The following is a 25,970-nucleotide window of genomic DNA, read 5'->3' on the forward strand; positions in this document are numbered from 1 at the left end:
TATGATCAATTTTCTTCACAATTTCCAGCCGCAGGCAATCCTCTGGTCCGGCTCTTTTTTTGATATCAGATGGTATGGCTTGCTGATGGTCACAGGGATCAGTCTGGCAATTATTAGCGCCTTACTACTAGCTAAAGCCTACGGCTATAAAACGGAGACTATCTTAGATTTAAGCTTCTGGTTGATAATCGGCGGCTTGTTAGGGGCTAGAGTATACGAAATCTTCCTAGAGTGGCCTTATTATTACCAAAACACTTTGTCTATCTTTAAGATATGGCAAGGTGGCCTAGCTATTCATGGAGCGATTATTGGTGGGCTAATAAGCGCTTGGCTATTTACCCATAAAAACAAGCTTGATTTTTGGTTTGTCACAGCCTTAGTCGTCCCCGGACTTGCCCTGGGGCAAGCTATCGGCAGGTTTGGTAATTATTTCAACCAAGAATTATTTGGTTTGCCGACAGACAAGCCCTGGGGCATCCCTATCGATCCTATCAACCGGCCACTAGAATACATCGGAGAAAAATTCTTCCACCCCACTTTTATCTACGAAAGCTTTGGCAGCCTGATTATCTTTTTAATTTTAATAGCGATTCATGTTATAATGTTAAGGAAGCTGAAAAGCGGGGATTTTAAAAAAATCTACCGTCATTTTTTCATAAGACTAACAGCAATTTATTTGATTCTCTACTCTTTGCTCCGTTTTTTTCTGGAATTTATTAAAGTCGACCAAACCCCAAAACTTTGGGGTTGGCGTTGGCCGCAAATTATCAGTTTAGTCATCATCTTCTTGGCTATCCCTCTATTTTTCAAGAAAAATAAACATGCCGAAATTGAACGCTAAAAAATCAAAGGCGAATTTAAAAATCCTATATCTACTGGGGCTGATTTTAGCTTTAGCAACAGCTATTCCAGCATATATTCAGTCTAACTTTATCGGGCAGTTCGTCAGTTTATCGCAAGTGAGTTTGTTTTTCGTTCTGTCAAATCTTGTGGCTGTTTTTGCTATCATATTTTTTCCTGGCTTTATTAAAAAGCTCAGCAATTATTTCCTCACTAAAATCGTCTTGGCTATCTACGGCGCTTCGCTTTTAGCTCTTAGTATTGCTAGTAGCGCCTGGGCAGTCTTTACTGCATTTTTATTCTTTAATATTAGCTCAAATCTAATCTGGATTAACATGGATGTCTTTGTTGAGGGATTTTCCAGTGATACAAAAACTGGCCGGATTAGAACCATATATTTCACTTTTATCAACATAGGCTGGATCCTAGGACCTCTTCTGTCTAGCTATCTGATCAAAGAAAACGACTATGCCTGGCCATTCGTCTTAGCTGCTCTCATCCTAATCCCCTTCTGCCTGATTTTCATACAACATAGCCGTGGCTTGCAAGATAAGATAAAATACCATAAGATAAATATCCGGCGGACCTTGACCAACATCTGGCTTAACCGCAATTTAAGGGGGGTTTTCAGTCTGTCTTTGCTCCTAAACATATTCTTTAATAGCGCAGTTGTCTTCATCCCGATATACTTGCACCATAATTTAGGAATAGATTGGGATAAGTTGGGGCTAATTTTCGCTTTTATGCTCCTCCCGTTTGTAATTTTTGAAATTCCGGCCGGGATTATCGCTGATAAGAAGTTGTGCGAGAAAGAAATATTCATGATCGGCTTTTCGATCTTAATCATTTCTCTCTTATCTTTCTTCTGGGTTAAATCAACCAGTGTTCTGATCTGGGCCTTGCTTTTATTCTTTAGTCGTATCGGCGCTTCTCTAATCGAGGCAATGAGAGAGTCCTACTTCTTTAAGATAGTGGACGTAAAAGATGTCGAATATATTGATTTTTTTCGGATTACCACCCCTTTAGGATATGTCTTGGGTTCAATTATAGGGATGATAGTCTTTAAGTTCTACAGCTTAGAAAATCTTTTCCTAGTCGTAGCTATAATAATGTTTTCCAGTTTTTATTTCCTCCATTTGATGAAAAATAATCATTAATCAGGCGGGTATCGTATAGTGGTTTATTATGTCAGCCTTCCAAGCTGAAGATGGCGGTTCGATTCCGCTTACCCGCTCAGCTAGTAAAAACACGCTCCTATGGGGGCGTGTTTTTATAATGAAAATGTTTGAAGTAATTAGGGGCGCCTAAAAAGACTGATAAGGATGAAAATAAACATCAGATGTAAAAACCAGCCAACTGCATTCGCTTGAAAAACAAACAAACTCGATAATTGCCTTAGTATTGTCTGATAATCAACGATTAGCGCTTGGGTGAGAGCAAAAATCAAGAATAAGACTAAAATCAGCGCGGCCTTCCTGCTTTCGTAGTCCAGAAAAAGACATAGGCCGCCGATAAATTCTAAGATGATGAGGGGCCAGACTAAAATTGGGGGGAGGCTTAAATTTACCAGTTCGATCCGAGCTGCTTCAGGGTTAAAAATACGGAAAATAGCTGCGCTTAAAAAAATGAGGCCCATGACCACCCTTAATAAAGTCCAGGGGTTATTTTTAATATTTCCCAAAATCATATTTAACAATCTTTTTTTTAATCTTTAAATTAAATAGGGTAAAAGTGGCCATTTTCAACCATTTAAATAATGTGCGGAATTTACCATCCTTTTCTAGACGACGAGAGGAATACGGTAATTTCACGCTTTTAATCATCCTGAAACGTCCTAAACGGGATAAACGAAAACAATAATCATAATCTTCAGCGACATAGATAGTCTCGTCAAAACCATTAATCTTATGATGGGCTAAATTTCTTGATATGATCCCAGCGCCAACGGCTGCTGGAGCGAAATATTGGCGAATAAATAAAAATTGATTGAGAAAAAAGGCGAATAAAGAATAGAGGGGGCGATTTGGACTAAATTTAATATAAAAACCAGCGCCAACTAAATCTCTGGACTGGAATTCGGTCAGGACGGTATCTGTAAAATTATCAGGCAAGACCGTATCAGCATCTAAAAATAAAAATAATTCTCCTTGAGCTAGAGCGGCGCCGACATTTCTCTGATGAGAAGGGTGTTTTACCGTAGAGTCAACTACAAACCTGCAGCCAGCCTCTCGAGCAATAGATGCCGTCTTATCATTTGAGCCGCCATCAGAAACAATCACTTCATAATCAGAAACTTTTTGGTTCTTTATGGACTCTAGTAATAATGGTAAATACTTTTCTTCATTTAAGGTGGGTATGATGTAGGATAGGAGCATAATTATTTAAAAAGCAATTTCGCTAGATTCCAGAACCTATCGTCGCCATTCTTATATTTCCAATACCACCACTCCACTCCCCAAAGATAAGTTTTATTGAAGTTTATCTTGGTGGCATACAATAAATTACCATAGAACTGGTCGAAACTCATCGAACGATCCGCTTCGTCTTTAGGTAGATAAATCATACTGCCCTGAGGCACCCAGGGTTCAGTTTGGAGCTCAATAATATAGCGCCGAGATTGATCGAGGCCGACCAGGTCGGCCTTTAAGCGATAGAACCAAGCAGGAATAGGATATCTGACATAACCCAACCACTTACCCCAAACTACCCTATAGACGGTCGTCCCAAAAACATCGCCGATTCTTGCTTCTTTATTCCAAAAACTTAACTCTCCAGTAGAAGAAACCATAACTGGCCTGGTATCCAAACTTTTAACCAAAGCAACTTCTTTCTTAAAAAATTCTATATCGCTAGGCGGACAAATCCCGAAAGCATCCAAAAATGGTTCATTTTCTACTTGCCAATACACAATATTGGAATAAAAACGATAATGGCTAACTACTTTCTCTATCATTTTAAGAGATTCTTCCCGGTTAGCCTGTAAGCTATTTTTGTTCGTCCAGGCAGGGGCGTGGCATTCTGGCCAACGAGGCAAACGCCAGCCGATATTAATTATAAAATTAACATTATGTCTCCGTCCCTCCTCAATAATGAAATCATAGTCGGAAAAATCAAAATTTCCCTTGCTTTTTTCGATTTCATCCCAATAGATCGGGAGACGTATTTCCTTCACTTTTAAATCATCCAGGGTGGCGCTATAAACTTCGCGCCAATCCAAGCCAAGCTCATTACAAAATTTGGTAGAAAAAGTTACCCCAAAAAAACCAGGGGGATATTTTAAATCCTTGTCAGTCGAGTAATTCTTGGCTACCTTAAAAAAATAAAAAATTATAACAAACAAAGACAGTGCCAAAAAGATGCTTATCTGCCAAAATTTATTGTTCTTAAAACGCCAGTCTTTTCTCATATAACTTTATAAAGCAATAAAATATAAACCCAAGCCGATTAAAAAGACAGCGGCTGTTTTTTGTAAAATTATCAAACCAGTAAAACTTTCTTTTAGCATTTTAGGCGCAGAAAAAGCTAAGATAGCGCTAATTAGCAAAATAAAGGCATATTGGACGCCCTGCAAGGCATTCACTAGGGCTACTGATCCAAGAAAAATAGCATAATTTTGCAAAATAAACCCAAGCGAGCCGAAACCTTGGCCTAATAGAACTAGGAATTTATGTTTTTGAGGCGAAGAAACGTGTAAAAATTTAAAGATTTCTCGGCGAGATTTTCTTTGTAGTAAAAATAATAAAACAAAAAAAGCGGCTCCTAAGCGCGCCCAGATAAAGGCGCTGGCAAAAGACTGACCATTAAAGGCATATTTACTACCGACAAAATAAAGTGCATAAGCTACGCCTGATATAAGCGCAAAAAACAAGCCATCAAGACCCACCTTTTGACTGATCCCAAGATGCCTGACCACTCGGCTTAAAAAACTGCGATGACTAGGCAGAAAAGCGATCAAAAAGGTTCCCAACACTAGTAGACCTAAGCCTCCCCACTGATCTAAGTTAAACTTTTCTTTTAAAAAAACTACTGATAAAAGTATAGAAAAAACTGGAACAACGCCCCCAACCAAGACTAGAGTCTTGGCCGCCTCACCTCTCTTTAAAGCCTCATATAGGAACCAAAGGGCAAGGGCGAATATGAAACCTAAACAAACATCCCAAAAGAATAGACGCCACCCTGGCCATTCTAATAGCCAAGGAGCGGCAACCACGACTATTCCTCCTAATAAACAAGCGACGAAAGCATACGCCTTACTACTACTAATGACATGATCGATAAGAAATTTATCAAAAAGATTGGAAACAGCTAAAAAAAGATAGGCCAATAAAGCGACTGTGATCCAAGACATAGGCTTAGTAGATTATTTTAAATTTTTTTCAATATTATAAACCCCTGCACTCTCAGCATTTAAAAAACCATCAACCGCCGCTCGGGCTAAGCGTCCAGAATTAAGCAAATCTACCCACCACTCTTCAATATTTTCAACCGCCAAGCTATCCAGGCCGGCTCCGACTGATAGCAGCCATTCTCGATTAAAATCTTCTTGAGAACCAACCGGCTCAGATATAATAATTGGCAAACCTAGGGCGCAATAAAAAGAGAGTTCAGATGGCTTAGTCCAAAGCACATCGGTAGTCCTTAAGCATTTATTAAATTCCTGAAAATATTCTAATTTACTCGGAGCAAAAATAATCTTTACATTACGACAATCTGTTAAATCATTCTCTTGGATGGCTCGGGAAAAAAAATCCTTCACTTCTGGCCTAGAACCAGCGACCAGGTTCAGCCGTAAGTCGCCTTGGCGCAAGAGCTTGGCTAATTTATTTACAATCATGGCACCAATCTCGGCCTGGGCGCCCGCCCCTCCAACTGCGAAAGTTAAAGTTATTCCTGAATTGTTTGAAGTATGCGCTTTTAAATCAAGGCTAGGAATATTTTTATAATAAGAGCTTTCCTCGCCCCGAGGATCCAAACGAAGCAAGCGTTGTCCTAAATCTTTTAAAAGGATTTCTTTATTCTCCCCTATATTCTCTTTAGGTAAAGGGAAGCCGCTAACAATAATGTTTTCTTGCTTGACGCCATACATCAGAAGTCTTGTTTTAACTCTATCGCTCGGAACAAGAAATTTCGTGCGGCTCTTTTTCGGCCAAATAGGCGCCCAAGCCCGAGAGATATCAGTATCACAAACCACACAATAAACATCACCTTTATACCCGTGGTAATCAGCTGCATAGGCAGCCACAAAGAAAGTGGTTACTAAGGGTAAGCCATTGCTAGACAAGGTATCCATCAAATCCTTCCCTAAACCCTTCTTGATCGCCCGCAAGAAAGTTAATTGTTGCCAACTAGGCTTCGATAAATCACGAAAAGGATAAAATGGCTTTATCCTTTGGAAATGATCCATTATAGAAAAAACTATTTTGCCTAAAATAGGGATTTTCTTAAAACGGGAAATCTTTTCATATAACGCCAGGTTATTCTGCCAATATCGACGTTCCCAGGCCGGCATTTGCGGATAATCATTCATGCTTAAAATCTCTCCTCCGGCCAAATCCAACAATGGGTAGGCGGCTCTTTGGTGTCCGTAACCCATATCAATAGCTACTAAATTTATCTTCTTGAGACTCATATACTTTTGAAGGCTCCTCTTTGGCTATTATAGCAAAAATTAATGATCTTTTGGAGTTTCCTGGATGCCTTTTTGCAGCTGTAAATATTGATAGGCACTTAAAGCGGCGACTGTCGCCTGCCCCATCGCTATAGTAATCTGTTTAAAATCAGAATCGACAACATCCCCAGCGGCAAACAAGCCAGGCGTCGTAGTAGACATTTTTTCATCTACAATCACTTGGCTGTTCTCTTTTCTCTCTGCTAAACCTTCAAGTAAATCTGTATTAGCTAGCCTGCCTACTTCGATAAAAACGCCGTCAACCGCCTTCTCTGTTATCTCTTGCTGGTCGTGATGACTTATTCTTATCTTCGCCACCCGATCACTTCCGACAATTTCCTCTATTTCCGAATTTAAAAATATTTCTATATTTTCTCTGGCTTTAACCTCGGAAACTAAGGTATCAAAAGCCCGAAAACTATCGCTTCTATGGATAAGATAGACCTGGGACGCTATCTTTGAGAGAAGTTCAGCCGCATCCAAGGCAGAATTGCCGCCCCCAACCACAGCCACAGTCTTGCCCTTGAATAAAGGGCCGTCGCAATTAGCGCAATATGATACCCCCCGACCATTAAATTCTAACTCTCCTTTTACTGCTAAACGACGCGGAGCTAAACCCATAGCCACCAAGATAGTTTTAGCTTGGAATTCTTCTTTATTAGTATAAACTTTAAAACTTCCGTCACTTAACTTTTCAATTTTCTTAACTTCATCTTCGCTCAGCTCGGCCCCTGAAGATAACATATGATCCTTAATCTTGTTGATCAATTCAAAACTCGTGATACTCTTAAAACCAGGATAATTTTCTATTTCGCTAGCCCAAATCATTTGCCCCCCAGTCTCTTTCCCAATCACTAAGGTTTTCATTTCTCGGCGGGTGCTATAAATAGCGGCTGTCATGCCAGCTGGGCCAGAGCCGATTATAATAATGTCGTACATAAAAATAATAAATTAACTCATTCGAAATCGATGAGGTTTAAAAAATAATTTAATTACTCTCTTATTATAATTTTTTTTAGTATTAATAGCAAACACTCAATATTGGGCTATAGGATTTAAATAAATATGCTTATATTTTTCAAGAACAACAACCAACAACAGATTATCCACAAGATATCCAATAATTTTATTTTGCTAATTTTAGGTAAAATTAAAAGTTAAGTCTACAAAACTGTAGACTTATACACCAAAAGCAGAAAAGTGTTTTTATCAACAACAAAAACGGAAAATTTGACTTTTATACTGAACAGAAATAAGATAAAAAAAGAAAGGAGAATAAAAAATTGGAAACGCTCTTTGAAATGATCAACAACACGATCGAGTTAAAAAACTTTGGTCTTAATGCTGTCACCATCAGCTTCATTGCTACTCTAGCTATCACTACCTTGCAAATAATTGCTGCGATTAAGCAAAACCAAAGGATTAGGAAAAATCGTTCTGGAGAAGCTTGGACCCTAAGCTTGTTTGCCTATCTTAGTTTTTATTTCCTGTCTTTCCTGTTTTACGGCATTAGTCGCAATAGTTTAGCCTTATTCCTCAGTGGAATTCCTGGTTTCTTTTATATCCCGATACTAATCAATATTTGGATATATCAAGAAAACTCTAAATTTGATCGCATCAGCTCAATATTGTTGTTTTTTGTAGTACCATTAATCGCTATTTCCCAGTATAAAGGCCTGATAATTTTACTCATATTTGGACTAGGGGCGATTGCGATGCTAATTCAAACCTATAAAATGGTAAAAAATAAAGACTACAAAGATGTTGAGCCTGTATTTCTCATTTCCTTTTTTGTCAGCTCTTTATTTTGGTTTATTTATTCAACAGCCATTAATGACCGAGCCGTACAAACTTCCAGTGGATTATCATTGATATTTTTGATCGTTTTGTTGTCATTATACTATCAATGGAAACATAAAAGATCTGCCAAATAGAGCAGATCTTTTTTAGTATAAAGAAAAGAGTCTAGAATATCCTAGACTCTAATACTGTGGACCATAAGGGACTTGAACCCTTGACCTCTTCCATGCCATGGAAGCGCTCTAGCCAACTGAGCTAATGGCCCGTTCTTCGTAGAACATTTTGTTCTATATTCTATATAATAATGGAAAAAATAGAATAGTCAAGAGTTGGACAAAAGAAACAATTATTAATTATTGTCAAGTATTTGACAATAATTAACTTTTCCATTAAATGTGTCCTCATCAGGAATCGAACCTGAATCTAGAACTTAGGAGGTTCTCGTTTTATCCATTAAACTATGAGGACGAAAATAGGTATCACTATATATAATAAGCTAGAGTTAGTTTTTTTTCAAATCTTAAACCAAGGTTTTGACAAAAGCTAAAAATTGGCTTAAAATTAAGGAGAAAAAGACAATTTTTATATACTCTCGTCATTAATTTAACAATAAAAATATGTTCAACAAGGATAATAGGCCAGAAAAATTCAAGGACGCCGAAACTATTATCGGCTCCTCGATTAAGGTAAAGGGTAACTTCCACGGCCAAGGTAATATTATCGTTGAGGGCAGCCTAGAGGGTTCGCTCAAGACAGAGGCCAACCTATTTATCGGAGATCATGCCAAGATTATAGCCAATATTGAAGCTCAGGAAGCGATTATCAACGGGGAGGTCAAGGGTAATGTAAAAGTAAAAAAATATTTAGCCATCGGAAAAACCGCCAAGATTTTCGGTGATCTCCAATATGGAGAGCTATCAATTGAACGTGGCGGTATCGTAAACGGCCAACTATTGATAAATTCGGAAAACAAGAAGGAGGGAAAAGAAAATAAGGAAGAAATAGAAAAATAATTATCATATATAAACCACTCTCTGCAAAAATATGTACGTTTATATATACGATGATTATTTAAATAAGAGTAAGTACACCAGAGCTTTAAACAAATTAGAAATTCGTTTGACGGATTTGGGCTTAAGCGGTAAAATCGTACGCCTAGGAACTATTAAAAATGTTAAAGATCTTATTCAGAACGAAATAAAGACTGGTGCTAAGACGATCGTAGCTGTGGGCAACAACAAAACCGTTAACAAAATCATCGGCGCTGTGGTTGATAATTCCCTATACGATTTTTTTCAAAAAAACATTCTATTATTTATAATCCCCATCGGAGATAATAATTCGATTGCCGAATCCCTAGGTATTAAGAAAGATGAAGCCTGTGAAACTTTACTAGCTCGAAGGATAAAAAAGATAGATTTGGGCACCGTGGCTAATAAATATTTTTTAAACAAGGTTTCCTTAGACAGCCAGGGAAGCGAGATAGAGATAGAAAAGAAATATTCCATAGAACCTGAGACACAAGGACAGATTCACATTGTTAATCTCGCCAATCAACAGGATTTAAACAACGAAATAAAATCTGACCCTCAAGACGGATTCTTAGATTTTTATTACAAACACAAGAACAAAGATTATACTTATCTTAAACTAAAAAACCTTAAAATAACCAATAAAAACAAGGTTTTATTACTAGACGACAGCGAAGAGGTCTCATCGCCAGCCGAGGTGGGCATATTAAAAGAAAGGCTTAATTTTATTGTCGGTAAAGATAGAAAATTTGATTAACTAAAATAAAGTAACAAAAAAACAGCCTTAAACAAGCTGTTTTTTTGATAGATTATTTTATCAACTCACCCTCAATAACAACCTTATCTTGTGTCTTGGAAATCTTTTTTAAAATTACAAACTGTTGCAAAGCGGTTAACAGGGTAATTACCAGCCAATAAAGAGTAAGCCCGCCGGGTAAAGTGGCTCCAATAAAAACCGTCAAAATTGGCATCATATAAGTCATCTGCTTATTCATTATCGCTGTCATGCTTTCATCTTTGGTACCACCTATAGATGTTTCGGATGTTGCTTTATTTTTAGCGATCATCATTTTTCCTTGCCAGAACTGAGCGGCCCCAGCTAAAATCGCTAAATAAATATTTTTCTCACTTAAATTAATAAAACCAAAAGAGATGGTATTAATTGTTTCTGGTTTAGAGATAAAGGAATAAACTAGGTCTAATTTGTTATTTAAGCCATCTCGGAACACCTGGTAAACTGCGATTAAAAAGGGTAGCTGAATCAGTATTGGCAAACAAGAAGAAAAAGGATTAATTTTGTGCTCCTTATACAGAGCCATGGTTGCCCTGGCCTGCTCCTCTTTATTGGTAAATCGTTTTTTTAATTCTTCCAACTTAGGCTGTAACACCTGAAGCTCTTTTTGAGATTTAATCGCCTTATTGGTAAGAGGCCACAAGATTAAACGGATTATTATGGTTAATAATATAATTGCCACGCCAATATCGTTAAAGGCGGCTGTATTATATAAAAAAACCAATAAACTTAGAATTGGCTGATAAAAAACTATCGTAAAAAAATAAATCATAGCTTTAAAATAATATATTACTTTAGGGGGTCATAGCCGCCCTTGTTCCAAGGGTTGCAACGCATAACACGCCAAAGCGATTTAAATCCCCCCAAAACCACCCCATACTTTAAGATTGCGGCTTTGCCATATTCTGAACAACTCGGATAAAAGCGGCAAAAACCATTAGGATATAGGTGCTTCATTGGTCCATGGTCAAAAGAAAGGCTCTTCTGATAAATATTAATTAACCTCACGACAAACAAGCGGGGTCCATATTTAAACAATTTCCACATACCTAGTTATACATATTAAGCCTCTTAAGAGACTCTTTAATAAGGATTTTAACTTCTTGAAAATTTTTTTCTAATATTAGAGGAAAAAAAATAAAAACACAATCGAAACCCTCTTTTAATAAACCACTTTCTCCACTTATAATTTCTCTTACTTGTCTTTTTAGCTTGTTTCTAACCACGGCCTTTTTACTCACTTTAAGACTTATAATTATACCAAAACGGTTTAAATTTGAATTATTTTTCTTTATTTTTAGCCCAAAAAAATCAGAATAGCATGACTTGCCACCTCTAAAAACCGAATCGAAGTCTTTGTTTCTCTGTAATCTTTGTTTTCTGGGCAGCATTTTATTTATGAGAAGGAATTTTACTTAGACAAAACCGCCCGCCCCCGAGTGCGGCGTCTTTTTAAAACATCCCGTCCATCCTTGGTTTGCATTCTCTTTCTAAAGCCATGTTTTTTAGAGGCTCTTTTCTTGTTTGGCTGATAAGTTCTTTTTGGCATATTATTAAAAACCACTAAAAAACGCTTTTCAATGGCTTTAAATTAATTTATATTTTCCATAGACACCTTAACACTTAAAGCAAAAAAGGTCAATTATATAAAAATTTCCAAAACTAGTATTATCCACTAATTGTTAACACCTTATAAACAAACATCAACCCTTGTGATAATGGTGTTTATTTAATATAATATAGCTACTAATAAGCTCTAATTTTTTCAAAAGAAAAAGATAAAAATATGACTAATGAACAAATCTGGCAATCAGTCTTAGGAGAAATGGAAGTCAGTTTATCCAAGGTTAATTTTATCACTTGGTTCAAAGATACTTTTATATCCTCGTTTGAAAACAACCGGGCGATTATTTGTGTGCCAAATGCTTTTGTAAAAAGATGGTTAGAGGAAAAATATCACCGCAACATACTTAAAGCGATGGAAAATGTCTGCCAACAAAAAATAGAGGGAATCATTTATAAAATAGAGCTAAAAAAACCAATGGGCGGTCAAGTCGTTTATTCCACTAATCAAAAGCCTTTGGAGACATCGATTGAAGCCGAAAAAAACCATCAATATCCCAACAATGAGAGACAAAATTCTGATTACCAAGTCCAAAATAATGGCCGTTTCGGCTTAAACCCCAAATATATCTTTGAAAATTTTATCGTTGGCAAAAACAACGAACTGGCCCACGCTGCCTGCAAGGCGGTAGTCAACAGTCTGGGTAAAGCCTATAACCCCTTATTTATCTATGGCGGAGTCGGCCTTGGTAAAACACATCTCTTGCAAGCCATTGGGAACGAAGCCGCTAAATATACTGATAAAATTCTTTACACCACCAGCGAAAAATTTACAAACAACTATATCCAGGCAGTCCAAACAGGTAAAGGAAAAGACTTTAAAAACATATATCGTAATGTCGATCTGCTACTAATAGATGATGTCCAGTTTATGGGTGGAAAAGATGGCACCCAAGAAGAATTCTTCCACACCTTTAACGAACTACAGCAAGCCGACAAGCAGATAGTCTTAAGCTCTGATCGGGCGCCAAAATCGATACCAGCCATAGAAAAGAGATTAATATCCCGTTTCGAATCAGGGATGGTGGCCGACATCGGCAGGCCTGACGTTGAAACAAAAATGGCAATATTAGAAAAAAAAGTTAAAGAAAAGGGCTTTCCCTTAGAAAGAGAAATATTATTATATATAGCTGATAACATCCAAAATAATATCAGAGAACTTGAGGGAGCACTAAACCGAGTTGTCGCCTCTCACCAATTAAGGGGAATTGAGCCAAGCATCAAAAGTGTTAAGGAATCTTTATCTGACTTTGTCTCCAACATTCAATCAAAATCACTAACACCCAAGGAAATAATAGAGGCTACCGGAAAATTTTATGATGTTGCTTTTAAAGATTTAATTGGAAATAGCCGTAAAAAGGAACTGGTTTGGCCAAGACAGGTAGCTATCTATATTATCAGAGAAGAATTAAACACATCATATCCTAGTATTGGCAACGAATTAGGAGGCAGAGACCACACCACCGCCATGCACGCCTACAACAAAATAAACAAAGAAATTACCGAAAAGGGAAATGAAAAAATAAAACAAGAAATAAATTCTGTCAAACAACTTTTAAATAATCACACCATTTAAACTGTATATAAAGTGTTAATAAATGGTTAGCAGGTCTTTAATTCCTGTTGACAAAAACGAAGCGGCGCGCGCATTACACAAAAACATCACAAATGATCCAGACTAATTACAGAGGATATCAACCGTAAAAAATCAAATTATTGCCGTCTTTATTAGCTAAAAAAGAAAAGGCTAAAATTATCCACCTCCTTATTACTATTATTATATATAATATATATAATATATAATTAATTAAATATGAAACTAATAAGCTTGCAAGAAAATTTAAAAAGAGGATTAACCCTAGTTTCCCATATTACTAGTAAGAATATTAATTTACCAATCTTGAATAACGTTTTAATAAAAGCATCTAAGAATAAAATAGAATTAATAAGCACTAACCTGGAAATAGGGATAATCCATCAAATAAGGGGCAAGGTTGAGACGGAGGGATCTTTTACGGTTGATGCCAGGGTTATTAATGATTATGTAGGCTTATTACCTAATGATAAGGTTAAGATAGAGGAAAAGGGTGGAGAGTTGAAGTTGGAGTGTAATAATTACAAGACAAAGATAAAGGGAGAGGCGGCGACGGAATTTCCTTTAATCCCTACAATAAATAAGGATAACGGTTTTTTGTGCCCGGTTTATGATTTTAGGAAGGCGCTGGGGTCGGTCTCTTTTGCTATTTTAAACAACGAAAGCCGTCCAGAGCTCTCTGGTGTCTTATTTATCTTTAATAAAAATAAATTAACTTTAGTGGCCACAGATAGTTATCGCTTGGCGGAAAGAGAAATCTCTGTAAATTCTAATATAAAAACAGAGGATGATATAAAAATTATCGTTCCCTCTAAAACCATCCAGGAGCTCGGCAGAATATTAGTTGGCTTAGGTGATGGTTTATCAGAAGATGAGGAAGTAAAAAATATAGAAATTTATTTATCGGATAACCAGATACTATTTTCTTTAGGTCAAACAGATTTAATTTCCCGCCTTATCAGTGGTAACTACCCAGACTATAAACAAATAATACCAAACAACATTAAAACAGAGGTTTTGATTGATCGATCAGAAATGTTAAGGGCGGTCAAAGCCTCGGCCATCTTTTCAAAGGCCGGAATAAACGACGTAGCTCTAGAGTTTAAATCATCTGGAACCATAATCTCAGCCTCTTCTGGGATAAGTGGTGAGAGTAGGATTGAGTTGGAATCCGATAATAAAGGTGATTTAAGTGAAATTATAATAAATTACAAATATTTAGTTGACGGTCTAACCAATATAAATAGCGAAAAAGTTAAGATCGAGCTGGTTAACAATGCTTCACCGTTTATTTTAAGGCCAGAGCCTAAAGAGCCATATTTATATATAGTTATGCCTATTAGGCAATAAATAAAGAACGGGGCGTTTAGCCCCGTTTTTTGTTTATTTAATTACTAGATTAATCTCGTTACTCCTTTTAATCTCCCCATTCCAATCATATAGTTCTCCGTATAAGGTATAATCCCCTGGTTTCGGACTAGAACCCCAAGAGATTATCGTTTCATTATTGTTTAACTCTCGAACAGAAGTAATTAATTCTGGAATATCATTTGCCGGTGTTTTTAGGAGGATATTTGTTTTAGCCACTTGTTTTAATCCCTTTATATCAAGAACAATATTTAAAGGAAAATCTATTTGGTTTAGAGCTAGTCCGTTTACGGGTTGTTTTATAGTCAAGCTGGTTTTTTCTGGAATTTTATTATTCTTTATCATCAGATTAAAGTTTACCGAACTTTCATTACAATTCTCTACGTCGTCGCAAGCCTTAGCGCTTAGTTTATGATAACCATTGCCCAGGAAGCTTATATCCCAATTAAGGTTAAATGGTTCTTGTTGAGAGCTGGTGAGAAAATTGTTATTCAAATAATAGTCAACCCGCCTAACTCCGCGCGCTGATGAGACATTTACTTGGGCAGATAAGTCTTTATTACTAATAGTCGAGCCGTCATTCGGACTAGTTATGATAATGTTAGGCTTATTTTCTAGGGTGTGGAGATTATCGTATTCAGTTGGTGTGTTAGGATCACTGTACTCATTATTCTTTTTTGCCCATTCGATCACGGCTTTTTCCCAAATAGAAAATTGTGGGTCCTGGTTTGGATCTTTTGGAGCTGCACCTAGGGGGTCGTTCTTATCAACATAAAAAAGTATACAGTGGTGTTCCCTGACATTTTTTGATTCGATTAGTTCCGGGGGAGTGCTGGAAGTCGCTAGCAGGCCAGAAACTTTATCAATAAGGACGGTTCGGCCAGATTTTATTTCTCCATCTAAAACCGCCTTTCCAGTCTTATCGTTTTCCGCCTCCTTGAAGCTTTCTTTGGGGCTGTCACCCAAAGCGCTAAGCATGAAGTCGTGCCAGATAGGTGCCGCCAAGACGCTACCATCAGACCCAGTTTTCATCTTAGAGGCATCATTGTTGCCAACCCAAACGCCAGCTACTAATGACGGAGTATAACCGATTGTCCAAGCATCTTTAAAATCGTTGGTCGTGCCGGTTTTTGCAGCCACCTGTCTGTCAGGCAGGGTGAGGTAGTTTTTTTCACCAAAGATAAAGGCCCTAGCGGAATTATCAGATAAAACGCTGTTTATAAGGCGAGCAACCTTAGAACTAATAACCTGTTTATTGCTTGGCTTGTATTCTTCTATAGTTTTACCATCTTTATCTTCTACTTTTAAAATAGCGCTAGTTGGGCTCATAACACCATCACGAGCGAAGGCACTAAAAGCGTTGGCATGTTCTAATAATTTTACTTCCGCTCCACCTAAAACCAGGGACAAGCCAAAGCGTTGACGGTCACCGAGGGTTGTATAGCCCATTACTTCCGCAGTATCAATAACATTATTAACCCCAGCTAAGTATAAAGCCTTGACCGCCGGAATATTAAGGGAACCAGCTAAAGCCTGTCGGATGCTCACCGGTCCATGCTCCTTGCCATCATAATTGTGAGGCTCATAAGTTTTTCCTGATTCAGTTGAGAAGTTAGTCACTACATCATATAAGATGGTATTTGGGGTGTAGCCTTTTTCAAACAGGGTAGCATATACTATTGGTTTTATTGATGAGCCTGGTTGTCGAGAACTGAGGGTAATATTAACCTGGCCGTCTATTTCTTCATTAAAATAATCGCGTGAACCGACCATGGCTAGAATTTGGCCTGTTTTTGGGTCGAGGGCGATCAAGGCGGCGTTGGAAGCATTGTATTTTTGTTGATAGTTTTCTGTTCTTTTGCTAATAGCTTCTTCGGCAAATTTTTGTTTATCTAAATCAAGGGTAGTTATAATCTTTAAACCGTCTTGTTCAATCACTTTTTCGCCATACTTTTCTGCTAATAGTTCTTTGACATACATAACAAAATGAGGAGCAATGATGTTGTTGTCAGCAGCTTGGAAGACTATTTCTTGCGTTTTTGCCTCATCCCTTTGGGCCTCCGAGATATATCCTTGTTCGGCCATAAGATCTAAGACATAGTCTTTGCGTTTTAACAATAAGCTTTTATTGGGTCCGTATGGCGAATATCTGCTTGGAGCCTGGGTTAACGCGGCTAAAATAGCCGCTTCAGCTAAACTGATATCTTGGACTTTCTTGCCAAAATATTTTTGGCTGGCGGCCTGGATGCCATAGGCGTTAGAACCATAGGGAATCTCATTGAGATACATTTGTAATATTTCGTCTTTACTGAATTTTTTTTCTATTTTAACAGAGAGAACCAGCTCTTTGATTTTGCGAGTGAGTTTCTTCTCTGGGCTAAGGATGGCGTTCTTGACGAATTGCTGGGTTAAAGTAGAGCCGCCGGCTAAGCGCCTATAAACCACATTAGTGACCATGGTGCGGGCAATCGCCCACCAACTTACCCCGCCGTGCTTGTAGAAATTTTTATCTTCAATCGCGATGGTCGCTTGCTTTACCTGGTCAGGAATCTCGTTTAGAGTAACCAAGGTTCTTTTTTGGTCGCCATGGATTTCATATAATATATTCTCACCGCTACGGTCATAAATTTTAGTGCTTTGAGCCACCTCGCGGCTCATTAATTGGTTTGGATTTGGCAGATCCTTACTGAGATAAGAAATATATAATAGAACCACCACTACTGAGATCGCAGCGAATTTAAGAATAAAAAAGAATAACCTTTTTTTGAAAGATTTCTTCGGGGCCGTTCGGCCTTGCTTTTCCTTGTTTTTAGTCCAAGTTTTTCTTAATTGAGGGATGGGCATATATATTTTTGTCTTTATTATATGTTTATTATAGCAAAAAAAAGTTGTAACTTCTATTTTTAATTTTATCTGCTATTATATAGATATATGCTAAAAATTACCAGTCCCCACAATGAAAAGATAAAAAATCTAATTAGACTAGCTAAGAACAGAGAAAGAGATAAGCAGTCTTTGATTATTATCGAAGGCGCCCGGGCGATAAAGGAGGCGATGAGAGCCGGCTTTTTGATCAGCCAAGCTTTTTTTTGCCGAGAATTAATGAAAGACAAGAGCCTTTTGCCAGATTTTCCTGATTTTATTGAGGTCGAACCGTCGGTTTTTAAGAGAGTCTCTTATGCCGAAAATCCCGATGGTTATTTAGTCCTGGCTAAGCCTAAATACATAGATTTAAAAGATAGTAAGCTCAGTAGCCAGCCCTTAGTTCTTGTTTTGGAGTCTCTAGAGAAGCCGGGAAATCTGGGGGCTATTTTGCGTAGCGCCTATGCGGCCAAGGTTGACTTGATTATTATAAATGACCCTAAGACCGATATATATAATCCCAACGTCATTAAGACGAGTGAGGGATTTCTGTTTAACAATCAGGTGGTCATAGCCACTCAGAAGGCGACTTATAAGTTTTTAAAAGATCACGAGATCCTTGTTTTAGCAACCAGCATCCAGGCCGCCAAGATTTATACCGGTATTGATTTTACTAAGCCTCATGCCTTAGTAATCGGATCAGAATCCAAGGGTTTAAGCCGTTCTTGGCTATCTCTGGCTGACGAACAGATCAAGATTCCTATGAAACCGGGAATTGACTCCCTAAACGCCTCTGTTAGTACGGCTGTTATTCTGTTTGAGGCTTGGCGCCAGAGAGGGTTTAGTTGACACAAAGGATGTTTTTTATTAATATCATCAAGTCTAGGATAATACTTTAATGCGCCCATAGTTCAATGGATAGAACACCAGCCTTCTAAGCTGGTTATGGGGGTTCGATTCCCTCTGGGCGTACGGATTTGTTAGAAATTGACAAGTTGCTTATAAGGATTTACGCTATTTATAGCATGAAAAATAATGGTGAGTGTAGCTCAGCTGGTAGAGCGCTGGATTGTGGCTCCAGTGGCCGTGGGTTCAAGTCCCATCACTCACCCAGTAAAAAATAACCCTAATATTGGGGTTATTTTTGTTTTAGTTTGGATAGACCCCTAGAGGGATGGCAAATTAATTGACAAAATATAATAAATATGATAAAATATGGGCACAGTTCATTGAAATATTAACCAGAAAATTATATAAGTCATGAAAAAGTTTAAAATTTCTTTTTTAACCTTTATTTCCACCTTTCTTCTCAGTGTTATGTTTGGCTGGGTCGCGTCTAGTATAATTGTTTTTTTTGTTATTTTTATTATAAAGATGATTTCAGGCCAAGAAAAAAGAAGGGTAAAAGAGAATTTCATATACTATTTAGGGCAGTTCAGTAGCATCGCGTTAGGATGCTTAGCAAATGTTCTTGAAGTGTATTTAATTGGAATTTTAGGCATCTAGCCTGTTTTAGCTGTTAAATCCCGCGCCCAAATAAGTCGGGATTTTTTATTTAGTTAAACGCTCCGTTAAAATGGTTTCTCAGCTTTCCATAACAGCTACCCCCGATATTTTTTTGAAATTTTGTTAGGATATAATCCTATAATCAGTGTAGATTAAATATCGAACAACAAGGCGTTAGAGGACGCCTACAAGGACTAAAAAGTCCGGAGACTGATTACCATAAGGGGTTAATTGAAAACCTCTTTTTTATTTACACAAGCACTCCATTAAAAAATTTTTTTCGGCTGTCGCGATTAGCTACTTCAAGCGGAAAAGACGAGTTCAAAGGCTCGTCTTTTTATATTAGTCCTATAGACCATCTTATTGGCGGGATTTTTGATCTACAAAACAAAAGTGCTCCTAAAAATTAGCATTTTGTGTTAAAGTGAAGATATTAATTTTCTTAGTTATGGCCTTGGTGACGAGGAATAAACAAGTGGGCAATTGGCAAAAGTATTTTTTACTGTTTATTTTATTGATAGGCTTTATTCTTTTTAAAGATAGGCTTTTAGTATTTACTAATTCCTTATCTAGGAATCTTTTCGGGCTAAGCAATAAGCCTATAAGCTACCGGATAAATCAGTTAGATCCAGGCTTTGGCCTAACTCAAGAAGATGCTTTATCTGCGCTGGCTGAAGCGGAAAAAGTTTGGGAATCTCCTTTTGGTAAAGAATTATTTATTTCTGATCCCCAGGGAAATTTAGCGATTAATTTCGTGTACGATAAGCGACAAGCTTCAACTAACGAATTACAGAACTTAGATAATCAAGTATCCGAAGAAACCGCTGAGTTTGAGTCCTATAAGCAAAATTATGATGTTTTGGTTAAAGAATATAATCAGAAGAAAGCTGCTTTAGAAGAAAAAATTAATAATTATCAATCTCTGGGCTCTGAATATGAAAATAAACTCCGGCTTTATAAGAGTTCGGGTTCTGATCCAGAGAAAGCAAGTTCTCTAAATGACGATATGGAGAGATTGAGTCAGATGTATAGAGAAATAACAGTCGAGCAGGATAATTTAACTAGTTTAGTTTCACGTATAAATTCTTTAGCTCAAGGCGCTAATCGTTCCCTGCCTCAACTTAATGACAACGTCCGGGCCTACAACGATCTCTTGGCTGATAATTCTGGCGAGTTTCAAGAGGGCGAATATTTATATAAATCGGGCAAGCAATCAATTAATATTTATCAGTTTACGGATAGGCAAGACCTGATTTTTTTATTGGCTCATGAATTAGGACACGCTCTTGGTTTAGAACATTCTGCTAATCCCAATTCCTTGATGTATAAGTTAAATTATTCGCAAACAGCTTCGGTTGTAGAAGATGATCTAAGAAGGCTGAGGGAGCTCTACTGATATTTAGCCTCTTTATGGTATAATTAAGATATGATTAATAAAAAAGATTATAAGATAGCTTATTTCAGTATGGAAGTGGCTCTGGAAGAAGGGCTGGAAACTTACGCTGGCGGCCTCGGCATCCTGGCTGGCGACCTATTGCGCTCTGCTCATGATTTAGGATTACCAATGCTTGGTCTGAGCTTATTGAATAATAAGGGGTATTTTAATCAATCCTTGGATAAGACCGGTGAACAGACAGAGCTTCCAGAAAAAAACTTTGATTTTTCTCGTTTAAAGAAGATGCCCCAGCTGGTCAGCGTTAACATCGGCTCGGATGAAGTTATGGTGGCCGCCTGGCAATATCTGATCGATAATGAGGCTCCGATCTATCTTTTAGATACTAATTTGTCAGAAAACGCTCCCGAGTATCAAGATTTGACTAGCAGTCTGTATGGCAGCGACAAGGAGCATCGCTTAAAACAAGAAATTATTCTCGGTCGAGGTGGAGTTAAAATGTTGGCGGAGCTTGGTTATGATGTCAATAAATTCCATATCAATGAGGGGCATGGGATTATGGCAGCAATTGAGCTTTTTTCCTCTTCTACACAAAACAATGAACCGGAAAAGATTAGAGAGGTGAAAAAAAAGATAGTCTTTACAATCCATACTTCGATTAAGGCCGCTCAGGATGTTTTACCCAATGAAGTTCTTATTAAAAATGTGCCAGATTTTCCGATTAATTTGCCAGGCTTGTCCCGAGACGGCAGGGTAAGTCTAACTGACGTCGGAGTATATTTTAGCAATTATGTGAACGGAGTCTCTTTGAGCCATAAGAATGTTTTGGAAAAGATTTTTCCTGATATTGATGTCCACGCCGTTACTAACGGTGTCCGGGCTCTAACTTGGACGTCTGCTGAATTCCAAGCCCTATATGATAAATACATTCCCGGCTGGAGGATGTCTAGTTCATTTTTAGTAGAAGCCAACTCTATTCCTTTGCCGGAGCTATGGCAGGCCCATCAGAAAAACAAAGAACACCTTTTGGACTATATAACACAAAAACAAGAAATATTTTTGAAGGCCAAGACTTTTACCATCGGTTTTGCCCGCCGCTTTACCGCCTATAAAAGGCCACTCATGCTTTTAACCGATATGGAGAGGCTTTTGTCTATCCATCAAGATGTAGGCAAAATACAAATAATCTATGCCGGTAAAGCTCATCCTAATGATTTGGATGGCAAGAAGATGATTAAGGAGATATATCATATCAAGGATGCTTACCGTGACAAGATAGATATAGTTTTTCTAGAAGACTATGAGATATCCTTGGCTAAATTGCTGGTTGCCGGTGTCGATCTTTGGCTTAGTAATCCGCTACCACCAAACGAAGCCTCTGGTACTAGCGGCATGAAGGCGGCACACAATGGCGTGCCACAACTCAGCACTTTTGATGGCTGGTGGGTGGAAGGCTATATTAAAGACAAAACCGGCTGGTTGATTGAGGGCGAGTCGATAGATTTATATAACATCTTAGAACAGGAAATAATTCCGATGTATTATAATAACCCTGAATCTTATCAACGCTTAATGAGGTCAACAATCAGCCTAAGTGCTTCGGTTTTTAGTTCGGAGAGAGCCTTAAGGAAGTATAATGGCCAAGCTTATCAAAGGAGATAATTTTTATTAGACAAAAAAAGAGGGGCCGAGGCCCCTTTTTTACCAACTGAATTTTTCCCAGTATATCTGGGATTTTTTTATTTTAAGGGTTTTGAGAATCTTAATGATGCTTTTAGTCATCATTTCAGGGCCGCAGATAAAAATATCCCTTTCTGTTAAATCGGGGGAAAATTTAGTGATCTTTTCCAGGTCAAGCCGGCCATAATCATAGCCATCAATTTTTTCTTGGCTGAGAATGTGGAAGATCTTGAGTCGAGGGTTAAGCTGGGTTAAAGCGGCTAGCTCTTCTTTAAATACAATTTCTTTTAGGCTTTTGTTGGCGCAGATTAAAATAATATCCTTAGCTTGTTGGCCAAGCTCCTCAATCATTGCTTTTATCGGGGTAATGCCTATACCGCCAGCTATCATTAAAACTTTATCCCTTTTAATTTTAGCAGACACAAAAGATCCGTGGGGGCCATCTAAAATGACCGGGTCTCCTACTTTAACCTTTTCTTCTAGTTTGGAGCTAAAATCTCCCAGGGCTTTAATGGTGAATTGCAGGGTGTTGTCACGGATTTGACCACTTAAAGAAAAGGGATGCTCTTCATACCAGGCGCGGCGATTAATAAAGCGCAAGAGGAAGAATTGTCCAGCGGCTATCTTATAATTTTCCATGTTTTGGCCTTTGATATAGACGGAGCGGACTGAATCGTTTTCCCTTTTTATTTCAGCCACCCTGAATAGGTGTTTTTTGAATCGCCAAACTGGCCGCAAGAAACGATACCAGACTAAAATTGCAATCACTATAAAATAGATGACATACCAATAAATTGCGAAGATGGTATTTTGTAAGCTATGGCCGACCTCTAGTTGGTGACCGTAGGCCCAAAGGATGGCTAGGTATAAGAATAAATGGCTTAAATACCAAAATTCATATTTGATTTTGTTCTTGATTAGATTGAGGGATATGATGGTGGCTGCAATAAAGACGATCGTTCCTAAAACAGCCATCCCTACTTCGTCCCAATATAGAACAAAGCTTTGTAGTTGCTGGAAAAAGGCATTATTGGTCCTTTTGCCATACCCAATGATGAGTAGTATGGGGTGCAAGATAATTAAGAAGAAGCTTAAAAAACCATTAAGTCCGTGGATGACTAATAATTTATCAAGACTGACTGCTTTTTCTAGGTAATCAAAACGGCTAATCAAAATCAGTTGTATTAGTATGAGCAAGACAGCCAGCAAGCCGCTTAGGCGACCGAAGGCAATCAGCGGTTCAGTTAAAATAATTTCTCTGGAGCCTAATTGCCAGAAAAAGATAATAATCGCTAGGTTAAGCAGGAATACTCCCCACAGAATATATTTTCTGTTCATATTTTTATAAAGAATTTTTTAGATATTTATTTAAATTTTTAGCTTGGATTTTTTTGAGTTTAATCGCTTTTTTTAGGCTGAAGCCGTTGATTTTCGTTCTTTTTAAATCATAGAGATAAGCGCCGGTGCCTAGGGTTTGACCTAGGTCGTGAGCTAATGAGCGGATATAGGTGCCGGAAGAACACTTGACTCTAATTTTTAAGTGAGGCCAGCGGTAACTGGTGATTTTTATTTCATATATATTAATAGTTTGTGTTTTTGGCGTAAATGCTTCCGCGCGCCTGGCTAAGCGATAAGCTCTTTGTCCTTGTATTTTTTTAGCACTGAAGATAGGCGGTCTTTGCTCAATCGGGCCAGAATAGTTTAAGACGGCTTGTTTGATTTGAGTTTTTTTCAAGCGCTGACCATTATAGCTGGGTATGACCTCCTGCTCGCGGTCATAACTCGGACTAGTTGCCCCTAAATATATATCAGCTTGATATTCTTTATCCAGCTTAATCAATTTTCCTAGTTGTTTTGTATATTCCCTCCCCACGGCTAAAATCATGAGCCCTGAAGCTAGTGGATCTAGCGTCCCAGCGTGTCCGATGCGTTTCAAGCCGCTAACTCGCCTTAAGTAGTTGACCACCCCATGAGAGCTAAGTCCAAGCGGCTTATCAATCAGGATAAAACCGGTTTTAATTTCCATCATAGCTTAATTTTATAGAAGATTTACTTATTTTACCAGTTTTTGCTATAATAGAAGTGTTATTTAATTTATTTTTAATTTTATGGCTAGTAAGAAACAAACCGGGACTAAGACTAATAAAAACGAAGGGGCCAAGAAGACGTTTCGCTTCAAGGTTAATGGTCATGAAGCTTTAAGCAAGGTTAAAGAATTGATTAAAGCCGGTAATATCCGTAGGATTATAATCAAAAATGAGAAAGAGGAAGTCTTAATGGAGATTCCTTTGACCGCAGCTGTCATTGGAACGGTCTTTGCTCCAGTTTTGGCGGCCGTCGGAGCCTTAGCCGCTTTGGTCAATAAATGCACTATTGAAGTGGAGAAAAAGTAACCTTTGAAACTTTAGTAAAGAACCGCCTGAGTGGCGGTTCTTTTTTATTCTCGGATAAGTTTTAATACCTCTTCGGTTTTTGCTTTCATGATTTCCGGCCTGGTGGCCTCTAGGTTTAGACGTAATTTATTTTCCGTATTAGATCCTCTGACATTAAACCAAAAATCAGGATAACTAACTGAGAGGCCGTCTAATTTATTTATCTTCCCGTCCGCATACTTCTTGGCCAATTTTTCCAGGCTCGCCACTTTGTCCTTTACCTCGCTATTTATTTCCCCGGATAAGTAATATTTATTAAAAGGTTTAATATAATCAGCGGCGCTGACTGACTGACTGGAAATTTCTTGTAGCATCTTTAAAATAATGATTACCGGCATCTCAAAGCAGCCGATTTCCAGATTAAGATAAAAGTGTCCAGATGATTCACCAGCAAAGTAAATATTATCTTTCAGCATCTGTTCTTTTATTAAAGCGTGTCCGACTTTAGTTACCACCGCTTCCCCGCCATTTTCTAAAATCAAATCCTCAGTTATTTTACCCGGTCTGATATCGTAGCCGATTTTTGATTTTGGTTTGTCTTTAAGGAACAGCTTAGCTAACAGTCCACGAATGATCGCCTGATTGATAGTTTGGCCTTGGTTGTCGAAAAAGAAAACCCGGTCACCATCACCATCGATGGCGATGCCCAGATCAGCTTTTTCCTTGATGATAGTTGCTTTTATTTGTTGATTGTTCTCTTCTTTTAGGGGGTCAGCTTCGTGGATCGGGAAGGATCCGTCCAGTTCAAAGTTGAGAGGGATTAATTTTGGCGGGATTAAGTTGAAAAGTCTCTCGATGTATAAAGATCCCATGCCATTAGCTGTGTCCACTACCACTTTTAGTGCTTTGATTTGCTCGGCTTGGGCATATTTGAGGTCGTGTCTGATTTGTTCTTCTAAGACGTTATCCAAAATCCGTAGTTCACCGCGGTCCTTAATTTTAGGAAAATCATTCGCTTCAACTAACTTTAATAAATCCTGTAAGCCGCTGTCGCCACTTACTGGTCGAGCTTTAGATCTAACTATTTTGAAACCGTTCCACTCTTTGGGGTTGTGGGAGGCCGAAATCATTAAGCCGCCATCATAATTATAGTTAGCTACGGCAAAATAGAAGGTCGGCGTAGATACTAGATTAATATCGATAACATCTGCTCCTGCGTCAAGTAGCCCTTCTATTAAGGAGCTCTTTATATCTTCGGAGGACAGCCTCATGTCTCTGCCAACCACCACTTGCATCCTGTCGCTCGACTTTAAATAATCAGGATCCTTTCGTCTAAGGGCAACATAAGCTTGTCCCAAGCGATAGGCCAAATCATTATCAAAGTCTTGCCCGTAGACACCTCTTATATCATAAGCCTTGAAGATTTCTGGTTTAAACATA

At 38.0% G+C, this 25,970-nt stretch carries 24 protein-coding genes and 5 tRNA genes; 14 read left to right on the forward strand and 15 right to left on the reverse strand.

Translation table 11 applies throughout. The annotated features are described in order from the left end of the window. Position 1 precedes the first annotated feature (1 nt). The 3 genes from lgt (at position 2) to WC441_04175 (ending at position 2,074) form a co-directional block, all read left to right on the forward strand. Positions 2–841 (forward strand): prolipoprotein diacylglyceryl transferase, encoded by an 840-nt coding sequence (gene lgt / locus WC441_04165; protein MFA5163685.1) that lies wholly within the window; start codon positions 2–4, stop codon positions 839–841. Continuing rightward, on the forward strand, positions 822–1,997 hold the full coding sequence (locus WC441_04170) for an MFS transporter (protein MFA5163686.1): 1,176 nt from the start codon (positions 822–824) through the stop codon (positions 1,995–1,997). Before lgt ends, WC441_04170 begins: the two co-directional genes overlap by 20 nt. A 4-nt stretch (positions 1,998–2,001) precedes the next feature. Next, positions 2,002–2,074: transfer RNA gene (locus tag WC441_04175), tRNA-Gly, on the forward strand. Positions 2,075–2,134: 60 nt separating this feature from the next. Here the strand turns inward: WC441_04175 and WC441_04180 are convergent. Genes WC441_04180 through WC441_04205 form a run of 6 tightly spaced genes read right to left on the reverse strand, consistent with a single transcriptional unit; the run spans position 2,135 to position 7,447 of the window. After that, positions 2,135–2,527 carry a DoxX family membrane protein gene (locus WC441_04180; protein MFA5163687.1) on the reverse strand — a complete coding sequence of 131 codons (393 nt, stop codon included), beginning with the start codon at positions 2,525–2,527 and terminating at the stop codon, positions 2,135–2,137. Beyond that, a complete protein-coding gene (locus WC441_04185; protein ID MFA5163688.1) occupies positions 2,508–3,215 on the reverse strand; it encodes a glycosyltransferase in 708 nt (235 codons plus the stop codon). The genes WC441_04180 and WC441_04185 overlap by 20 nt, the downstream gene beginning before the upstream one ends. Positions 3,216–3,217: 2 nt before the next feature. Next, entirely contained in the window at positions 3,218–4,246 is a 1,029-nt protein-coding gene (locus WC441_04190) for an endo-1,4-beta-xylanase (protein ID MFA5163689.1), read from the reverse strand. Positions 4,247–4,252: 6 nt separating this feature from the next. Then, the gene (locus WC441_04195; GenBank protein ID MFA5163690.1) at positions 4,253–5,188 is read right to left on the reverse strand and encodes an EamA family transporter; all 936 of its coding nucleotides are present in this window, start codon (positions 5,186–5,188) and stop codon (positions 4,253–4,255) included. A gap of 12 nt (positions 5,189–5,200) precedes the next feature. After that, positions 5,201–6,469, reverse strand: a complete 1,269-nt coding sequence (locus WC441_04200) for a hypothetical protein (protein MFA5163691.1) — start codon at positions 6,467–6,469, stop codon at positions 5,201–5,203. Positions 6,470–6,508: 39 nt separating this feature from the next. Continuing rightward, on the reverse strand, positions 6,509–7,447 hold the full coding sequence (locus WC441_04205) for an FAD-dependent oxidoreductase (protein MFA5163692.1): 939 nt from the start codon (positions 7,445–7,447) through the stop codon (positions 6,509–6,511). A 344-nt stretch (positions 7,448–7,791) separates the two neighbouring features. Here WC441_04205 and WC441_04210 point away from each other — a divergent pair, with 344 nt between their 5' ends. Continuing rightward, positions 7,792–8,442, forward strand: coding sequence for a SemiSWEET family transporter (locus WC441_04210; GenBank protein MFA5163693.1), 651 nt, complete (start codon positions 7,792–7,794; stop codon positions 8,440–8,442). Between the two features lie 57 nt (positions 8,443–8,499). Here the strand turns inward: WC441_04210 and WC441_04215 are convergent. Then, positions 8,500–8,573, reverse strand: a tRNA-Ala gene (locus WC441_04215). 131 nt (positions 8,574–8,704) lie between these two features. After that, positions 8,705–8,776 (reverse strand) — tRNA-Arg (locus WC441_04220). Between the two features lie 149 nt (positions 8,777–8,925). Between WC441_04220 and WC441_04225 the strand changes: the two genes are divergently transcribed. Together WC441_04225 and WC441_04230 are read left to right on the forward strand one after the other, a co-directional pair. Further along, complete coding sequence (locus WC441_04225; GenBank protein MFA5163694.1) at positions 8,926–9,321, forward strand: polymer-forming cytoskeletal protein; 396 nt, start codon at positions 8,926–8,928, stop codon at positions 9,319–9,321. Between the two features lie 31 nt (positions 9,322–9,352). Then, entirely contained in the window at positions 9,353–10,096 is a 744-nt protein-coding gene (locus WC441_04230) for a diacylglycerol kinase family protein (GenBank protein ID MFA5163695.1), read from the forward strand. A 52-nt stretch (positions 10,097–10,148) separates the two neighbouring features. Here WC441_04230 and WC441_04235 read toward each other — a convergent pair whose 3' ends face one another. The 3 genes from WC441_04235 to rpmH form a co-directional block, all read right to left on the reverse strand. Next, positions 10,149–10,904: a YidC/Oxa1 family membrane protein insertase gene (locus WC441_04235; GenBank protein ID MFA5163696.1), complete on the reverse strand. Its 756-nt coding sequence runs from the start codon at positions 10,902–10,904 to the stop codon at positions 10,149–10,151. A 17-nt stretch (positions 10,905–10,921) separates the two neighbouring features. Beyond that, complete coding sequence (yidD, locus tag WC441_04240) at positions 10,922–11,179, reverse strand: membrane protein insertion efficiency factor YidD (protein ID MFA5163697.1); 258 nt, start codon at positions 11,177–11,179, stop codon at positions 10,922–10,924. A gap of 364 nt (positions 11,180–11,543) precedes the next feature. Beyond that, the gene (gene rpmH, locus WC441_04245; protein MFA5163698.1) at positions 11,544–11,681 is read right to left on the reverse strand and encodes a 50S ribosomal protein L34; all 138 of its coding nucleotides are present in this window, start codon (positions 11,679–11,681) and stop codon (positions 11,544–11,546) included. Between the two features lie 237 nt (positions 11,682–11,918). On the opposite strand from rpmH, the gene dnaA reads away from it, so the two are divergent. Next, positions 11,919–13,331, forward strand: coding sequence for a chromosomal replication initiator protein DnaA (gene dnaA / locus WC441_04250; GenBank protein MFA5163699.1), 1,413 nt, complete (start codon positions 11,919–11,921; stop codon positions 13,329–13,331). A 237-nt stretch (positions 13,332–13,568) separates the two neighbouring features. Then, positions 13,569–14,699, forward strand: coding sequence for a DNA polymerase III subunit beta (gene dnaN, locus WC441_04255; protein ID MFA5163700.1), 1,131 nt, complete (start codon positions 13,569–13,571; stop codon positions 14,697–14,699). A gap of 33 nt (positions 14,700–14,732) precedes the next feature. Here the strand turns inward: dnaN and WC441_04260 are convergent, their stop codons facing one another. Beyond that, on the reverse strand, positions 14,733–17,561 hold the full coding sequence (locus WC441_04260) for a penicillin-binding protein (protein ID MFA5163701.1): 2,829 nt from the start codon (positions 17,559–17,561) through the stop codon (positions 14,733–14,735). An 87-nt stretch (positions 17,562–17,648) separates the two neighbouring features. On the opposite strand from WC441_04260, the gene WC441_04265 reads away from it, so the two are divergent. The 5 genes from WC441_04265 (at position 17,649) to glgP (ending at position 22,140) form a co-directional block, all read left to right on the forward strand. Beyond that, positions 17,649–18,428: an RNA methyltransferase gene (locus WC441_04265; GenBank protein ID MFA5163702.1), complete on the forward strand. Its 780-nt coding sequence runs from the start codon at positions 17,649–17,651 to the stop codon at positions 18,426–18,428. Between the two features lie 51 nt (positions 18,429–18,479). Further along, positions 18,480–18,551 (forward strand) — tRNA-Arg (locus tag WC441_04270). A 66-nt stretch (positions 18,552–18,617) separates the two neighbouring features. Next, a tRNA-His gene (locus tag WC441_04275) sits at positions 18,618–18,690 on the forward strand. Between the two features lie 819 nt (positions 18,691–19,509). Further along, positions 19,510–20,481 carry a matrixin family metalloprotease gene (locus WC441_04280; protein MFA5163703.1) on the forward strand — a complete coding sequence of 324 codons (972 nt, stop codon included), beginning with the start codon at positions 19,510–19,512 and terminating at the stop codon, positions 20,479–20,481. 30 nt (positions 20,482–20,511) lie between these two features. Then, positions 20,512–22,140, forward strand: a complete 1,629-nt coding sequence (gene glgP, locus WC441_04285; GenBank protein ID MFA5163704.1) for an alpha-glucan family phosphorylase — start codon at positions 20,512–20,514, stop codon at positions 22,138–22,140. A 39-nt stretch (positions 22,141–22,179) separates the two neighbouring features. Here glgP and WC441_04290 read toward each other — a convergent pair whose 3' ends face one another. Together WC441_04290 and truB are read right to left on the reverse strand one after the other, a co-directional pair. After that, complete coding sequence (locus WC441_04290) at positions 22,180–23,496, reverse strand: ferric reductase-like transmembrane domain-containing protein (protein MFA5163705.1); 1,317 nt, start codon at positions 23,494–23,496, stop codon at positions 22,180–22,182. Positions 23,497–23,500: 4 nt separating this feature from the next. Continuing rightward, positions 23,501–24,187, reverse strand: a complete 687-nt coding sequence (gene truB / locus WC441_04295; GenBank protein ID MFA5163706.1) for a tRNA pseudouridine(55) synthase TruB — start codon at positions 24,185–24,187, stop codon at positions 23,501–23,503. Between the two features lie 79 nt (positions 24,188–24,266). On the opposite strand from truB, the gene WC441_04300 reads away from it, so the two are divergent. Beyond that, positions 24,267–24,551: a DUF4342 domain-containing protein gene (locus WC441_04300; protein MFA5163707.1), complete on the forward strand. Its 285-nt coding sequence runs from the start codon at positions 24,267–24,269 to the stop codon at positions 24,549–24,551. 44 nt (positions 24,552–24,595) lie between these two features. On the opposite strand, the gene WC441_04305 is transcribed toward WC441_04300, so the two are convergent. Then, complete coding sequence (locus WC441_04305; protein MFA5163708.1) at positions 24,596–25,969, reverse strand: phosphomannomutase/phosphoglucomutase; 1,374 nt, start codon at positions 25,967–25,969, stop codon at positions 24,596–24,598. Between the last annotated feature and the right edge of the window lies 1 nt (position 25,970).

The organism is Patescibacteria group bacterium (assembly GCA_041651355.1).
In the GTDB taxonomy this organism is placed as follows: Bacteria; Patescibacteriota; Patescibacteriia; order Patescibacteriales; family UBA12465; genus JAPLVX01.

Excerpts from the sequence above, each read along its gene's own strand:
- lgt (MFA5163685.1), top strand. The coding sequence starts at position 2 with ATGATCAATTTTCTTCACAATTTCCAGCCGCAGGCAATCCTCTGGTCC.
- WC441_04205 (MFA5163692.1), bottom strand. The coding sequence starts at position 7,447 with ATGTACGACATTATTATAATCGGCTCTGGCCCAGCTGGCATGACAGCC.
- WC441_04235 (MFA5163696.1), bottom strand. The coding sequence starts at position 10,904 with ATGATTTATTTTTTTACGATAGTTTTTTATCAGCCAATTCTAAGTTTA.
- WC441_04230 (MFA5163695.1), top strand. The coding sequence starts at position 9,353 with ATGTACGTTTATATATACGATGATTATTTAAATAAGAGTAAGTACACC.
- glgP (MFA5163704.1), top strand. The coding sequence starts at position 20,512 with ATGATTAATAAAAAAGATTATAAGATAGCTTATTTCAGTATGGAAGTG.
- truB (MFA5163706.1), bottom strand. The coding sequence starts at position 24,187 with ATGATGGAAATTAAAACCGGTTTTATCCTGATTGATAAGCCGCTTGGA.
- WC441_04305 (MFA5163708.1), bottom strand. The coding sequence starts at position 25,969 with ATGTTTAAACCAGAAATCTTCAAGGCTTATGATATAAGAGGTGTCTAC.
- WC441_04225 (MFA5163694.1), top strand. The coding sequence starts at position 8,926 with ATGTTCAACAAGGATAATAGGCCAGAAAAATTCAAGGACGCCGAAACT.
- WC441_04185 (MFA5163688.1), bottom strand. The coding sequence starts at position 3,215 with ATGCTCCTATCCTACATCATACCCACCTTAAATGAAGAAAAGTATTTA.
- rpmH (MFA5163698.1), bottom strand. The coding sequence starts at position 11,681 with ATGCCAAAAAGAACTTATCAGCCAAACAAGAAAAGAGCCTCTAAAAAA.
- WC441_04290 (MFA5163705.1), bottom strand. The coding sequence starts at position 23,496 with ATGAACAGAAAATATATTCTGTGGGGAGTATTCCTGCTTAACCTAGCG.
- yidD (MFA5163697.1), bottom strand. The coding sequence starts at position 11,179 with ATGTGGAAATTGTTTAAATATGGACCCCGCTTGTTTGTCGTGAGGTTA.
- WC441_04180 (MFA5163687.1), bottom strand. The coding sequence starts at position 2,527 with ATGATTTTGGGAAATATTAAAAATAACCCCTGGACTTTATTAAGGGTG.
- WC441_04260 (MFA5163701.1), bottom strand. The coding sequence starts at position 17,561 with ATGCCCATCCCTCAATTAAGAAAAACTTGGACTAAAAACAAGGAAAAG.
- WC441_04300 (MFA5163707.1), top strand. The coding sequence starts at position 24,267 with ATGGCTAGTAAGAAACAAACCGGGACTAAGACTAATAAAAACGAAGGG.
- dnaN (MFA5163700.1), top strand. The coding sequence starts at position 13,569 with ATGAAACTAATAAGCTTGCAAGAAAATTTAAAAAGAGGATTAACCCTA.
- dnaA (MFA5163699.1), top strand. The coding sequence starts at position 11,919 with ATGACTAATGAACAAATCTGGCAATCAGTCTTAGGAGAAATGGAAGTC.
- WC441_04195 (MFA5163690.1), bottom strand. The coding sequence starts at position 5,188 with ATGTCTTGGATCACAGTCGCTTTATTGGCCTATCTTTTTTTAGCTGTT.
- WC441_04190 (MFA5163689.1), bottom strand. The coding sequence starts at position 4,246 with ATGAGAAAAGACTGGCGTTTTAAGAACAATAAATTTTGGCAGATAAGC.
- WC441_04200 (MFA5163691.1), bottom strand. The coding sequence starts at position 6,469 with ATGAGTCTCAAGAAGATAAATTTAGTAGCTATTGATATGGGTTACGGA.
- WC441_04170 (MFA5163686.1), top strand. The coding sequence starts at position 822 with ATGCCGAAATTGAACGCTAAAAAATCAAAGGCGAATTTAAAAATCCTA.
- WC441_04265 (MFA5163702.1), top strand. The coding sequence starts at position 17,649 with ATGCTAAAAATTACCAGTCCCCACAATGAAAAGATAAAAAATCTAATT.